The sequence below is a fragment of the Haliscomenobacter sp. genome (genome assembly GCF_040403615.1).
Classification (GTDB): domain Bacteria; phylum Bacteroidota; class Bacteroidia; order Chitinophagales; family Saprospiraceae; genus Haliscomenobacter.
Genome location: NZ_JBBAKG010000206.1, coordinates 1 through 4,507 on the forward strand (window position 1 = coordinate 1; position 4,507 = coordinate 4,507).

At 46.1% G+C, this 4,507-nt stretch carries 3 protein-coding genes; all 3 read right to left on the reverse strand.

All coding sequences use genetic code 11. From position 1 onward, the window contains the following. Window positions 1-139: 139 nt before the first annotated feature. A complete protein-coding gene (locus tag ABW391_RS28665) occupies window positions 140-940 on the reverse strand; it encodes an aldolase/citrate lyase family protein (protein ID WP_353485337.1) in 801 nt (266 codons plus the stop codon). 668 nt (window positions 941-1,608) lie between these two features. After that, window positions 1,609-2,376: a LytR/AlgR family response regulator transcription factor gene (locus tag ABW391_RS28670; protein ID WP_353485338.1), complete on the reverse strand. Its 768-nt coding sequence runs from the start codon at window positions 2,374-2,376 to the stop codon at window positions 1,609-1,611. Further along, a partial coding sequence (locus ABW391_RS28675) for a sensor histidine kinase (protein WP_353485339.1) occupies window positions 2,373-4,507 on the reverse strand: 2,135 nt, incomplete at its 5' end. The genes ABW391_RS28670 and ABW391_RS28675, both read right to left, overlap by 4 nt.

A 4,507-nucleotide genomic window follows, 5' to 3' on the forward strand; every position in this document is an offset into this window, starting at 1 on the left:
GGCAATTTGTCATTTAATTCTGTCCAGATACTCAAGGCAAAAAGTGACAAATATTCAATAGCGGTTCAACTACTCAGCACTTCAATGAAAATTTGTCGTTTGAACCGACCTGAATACTACGTCTACTGCGTAAGGTGAGTCAATACTTGGTGCCAGATTCCTTCCGGGCATCCTCAGGCCTAAAGCTGTGCAACAACTCCTTGCAGCCCTTGGCCAACAACAAGGTATCAATTCCCACCGCAATCATATTGGCACCTGCGGCCAGGTATTCATCAGCAGTTGGTTTGTCCAGCGCCATTACACCCGCTACTTTCCCCGCCGCTCTCGCGCGCTTGAGGGCATCTATCACTACTGCTTTCACCTCCGGGCAATTGGGTTGTCCCAGATACCCCATCGAAGCCGCCAAATCGGAAGGCCCGATAAAGATGCCGTCCAGGCCTTCAACCGACAGGATCGCATCCAGGTTTTCAATACCCGGCACGTTTTCTACCTGTACAATGGTACAAATTTCTGCACCCGCTGTGTGAAAGTAATCGTCTACTGCATTCCAATGTGCGGCCCGCGCCATTGCAGTCCCAATTCCCCGGATGCCAATGGGCGGGTACTGCGTAGATTTGTACATCAGTTCTGCCTCTTCTTTGGAATCTACCATCGGAACCAGGATATTTTGCGCGCCCACATCCAACAATTGCTTGATGAAAACGGGGTCACTTTTGGGAATTCGCACAAACATAGGCACATCGTAACGCGACATCGCTTGCAATTGGATCAGCATGGTTTGCAGGTCGAAAGGGGCATGCTCGCCATCGATCAGCACCCAATCGAAGCCAGATCCGGCCAGAATTTCGGCGGCAAAACTATCTACCAGGCCATTCCAAAGCCCCAATTGTGGTTCGTTGCTTTTTACAGCCGCTTTGAATTTATTTTTTGTTACTTCCATGGTTTATTGATGCATACGGTTTAATGAGGTATGCACAAAAATAGCGCATTCTCCCGGAAGCCAAAGCAAAATGGGGTTTATTGCTTCAATATCCTGACCGTTTCCGAGCGGCCATTCGCTTGAGTCAATTGCAAGGAATACCATCCGGAAGGCAAAAGCAAGCCGTTGCTGTTGGAAACGACCACGTTGTGGACCTTTAATGGAGTATAACCATTGGTTGTTTGGAGTGTAGTCCTTCCCAGGTACACGTGAGGACACCCAGTGAAGTCTGGACAAGCAATAGCAAACTCAGTAAAGTGATGTGATGATTCACGGTTTTTGGGATAAAAAATGAGAAAAAAAAGGAGCAGGAAGCTGCTCCTCCAAGACATGTTCAGGGACTATAATCTAATACTACCTAATAACTACTGATGAGAAAAAAAAGAAATAGGAAGTAATCCTTCCCCGTTGAAGGTTAAAACTTACTGACCGTTTCAGTAATAAAAAATTCCCGTCCTTCTTGAATTTGGTTTTTTGAGGCGAGGTTTGCATAAAATCAGTTTTTGGGTACAATCAATGCACAATGATAGCACCCTCAATTAATTTCATGCAGACGAACAGGGTCAACGATAGGCTTGGCTGAGTTTTCGCAAGAAAGGCTTTATTGATCCAGTTTTTGTCATCCAATTTTAGTCATCCAATTCTGCTGTATTCAAACCATTGAGCAAATCCAGCAAATAAGTCTTCTTGCGTTGGGCAACGGGCAATACGGCTCCGTCGCTCATCTCTACTTCTCCTGAAAAACGATTGTAATACCGCCGCAAATGCTCCAAATTCACCAGGTGAGATTTGTGGATGCGCTCAAATTGATGGGGAGAAAGAAGGGCTTCCAGGTCTTTTAAGGTCTTAGCAACCAACAACTTACTTTTGTCTTCAAAAAAAACCGTCGTATAATTTCCGTCTGAAGCACAACGCACAATGTTTTTTACAAAATACAGATGAATGCCTTCGGCGGTGGCCAGTGCTACTCTGGGGCTGGCTTGAGTACCTACCAACTGATTCATGTACCGGCGAATTTGCTCCTGGATGCCCGTTTGCTGAAGACGCAATGCCTTGCTAACCGCCGCTTTCAATTCTTCCGCATCGATGGGTTTGAGCAGGTAATCCAGAGGCGTAAACTTAATGGCACGCAAGGCGTACTCACTGTAAGCCGTGGTGAAAATGGTTTTGAATTGGTCGGTCTCCACATTTTGCAACAGGTCAAACCCCGAGCCATCAGCCATTTGGATATCCAGAAACAACAACTCAAATCCCGGATTTGCCTGGATGACTTTGATGCCTTCCAAAACGGAGCTGGCTTCCGCAATCACCTTTATTTCAGGGCAATGCAGCCTGATTTCCAATTCCAGCGAAGCCCTGGCAGCTGGTTCATCGTCAACAATGATAGCCCTGATCATGGATTGTTTTTGGTTTGAAAAGGAATATAAATTAGCACTTCTGTTCCTGTGGCATGTCCGGTTGCATCCTCTAGATCTCGAATATCGATGGGTGCAGCGGTTGCACTTGGATCCAATAAACGCAGACGATCGCTGGTAATTTGGGTGGCCAGCGGTTTGTGCCGCTCCCGCAAATGGTGTTGATTGGATGCCTTTCGCCCCACTCCATTGTCCTTGATGGCAACGACCATGGTTCGATTTTGGATCCTGAAACTGATCCAGATGGTACCAGATTCAGGTTTGGGTACTACCCCATGAATGACGGCATTTTCCACAAAGGGCTGAATCAACATCGAGGGGATCATCAATTCAGTAGGGTTCAATCCAGGTGCTATTTCCAGTTCCAGCGAGATTTTCCCCGGATAGCGAATCTGCGACAGTTGTACGTAAATTTTGAGCAACTCAATTTCCTGATCCAGGGGGATCATTGCATCAGAATAATCGAGATTCAAGCGCAACAATCTGGCAAATTTGCCAATAAACGCATTGGCTTCCACAAATTTTTCCTGCCCGTAGTAGCCTTTGATGGTATTCAGTGCATTGAAAATGAAATGAGGATTCATCTGTAAGCGCAAGGCCAGCATGCGCAAATCCGAAATGCGCTTTTGTAATTCAGAATTTTCCCTGCTGCTCTTCATCAAGAGGTTTTCCATTTCGTACTTCTTGCGCAGCTTTTGTTCACGTGCCCGAACGTAGGAGACAATTGTGAGAATCAACAAAGAAGTTACCACTACGTAAAACCAGTTTTCCCGCCAAAAAGGAGGATACACCCGCAAATTCAGCTTGGAACTGTGCAAACTCGATGCCCCTGCTCCATTCAGGGCCATTACCTCAAAGGTGTAGTAACCGGGCCGCAAATCAACGTATTCAACGGCCTCATTGGTCGTTTCGTACCAATTGTTGTCCATTCCCAACAGGCGGTAGCGGTAACAGATGTTTTGAGATTCACGGTAAGACAATCCTTCGTATTCGATGCCCAACTGCCGCTGTCCATCATGGAGTTCAAATACTGCCTGATCATTGAATTTTTTTGGTGCATTGTTGACCCTTATCGTTTTTAACAACACCAACGGAGGAGCAGCAGGATGTGCCAAAATAGCCCTCGGCACTTGCAACAATCCGTCGTCTTTGCCGATAAATATCTTGTCACTAATCACCTCCACGGCATTGATTTTTTCGGAGCCCAGCCCCAGTACACCCCAATAATCCACCAGTTTTAATTTACCCGGCTTGCCAATCACCCGAAACAAGCCACCCGCAGTACCAATCCAGATTTCGTTGTTTTTATCGCGGCACAAATCCCCACAAATGACCCCTCCCCGTTTATTGGCAATGGCAATGCTGTCGATGACTTTTCCGTTACGAATGGCAAACAACCCTTTCGATTCGGTCAAGGCCCAAAGGATTCCAGTACCTGCATCAAAATCCAGGTCTTTGATTCCGTAAGGCAACACCAATTGCTCGGGTTCTTCTCGCTGAAAACTAAACAAGCCATTGGGTGTAGCCAGCCATTTCCGATTGGCCCCATCAAAAGTTATCCGCTCAATTCGAATACCAGGCAGTCGATCAAGAAGAATTTTACCGTATAAATTCTCCAGCCCAAACTTTTTCAAAACCTGTGGCTGTACCAAAACTTTGGGCAGCACATCTTGCCCCAAGTGAAACAAACCCGTCAAAGCAACCCAATAGTCTCCCTTTTCGTCAATGTTGACATCAGACGAGCGATGACAGAGGTATTTTTCTACACCGTTTTTCAAAAAAAGAGTGGCAGCTTTTCCAATCACCAAAGTCGATCCATCCTTGAAATGACGGATGTTGCGGATGTTTTTATTTTTGACGTTTTCGGGAAAAATTTGCCTTGAAACAATAGATTTACCATCGTATATTGAAAATGCACTGCTCTCTGAACCGATCCACAACAAACCTTGCGGATCTTTGCTCAAACAGGTGATGCGGTTAAACAAAAGTCCGTCTTGTGTGGTAAAATGCTGGATATTGGGCGCAGGAGCATAAAACAAGCCATCCTCAAAGGTCGAAAACCAGATGCCCCCTTCTCGATCTTCCAACACGGAGGACACCGATCGACCACTTA

What these genes read in the sequence shown, in the direction of transcription:
- ABW391_RS28665 (WP_353485337.1), bottom strand. Translation starts at nt 940, where the DNA reads ATGGAAGTAACAAAAAATAAATTCAAAGCGGCTGTAAAAAGCAACGAA.
- ABW391_RS28670 (WP_353485338.1), bottom strand. Translation starts at nt 2,376, where the DNA reads ATGATCAGGGCTATCATTGTTGACGATGAACCAGCTGCCAGGGCTTCG.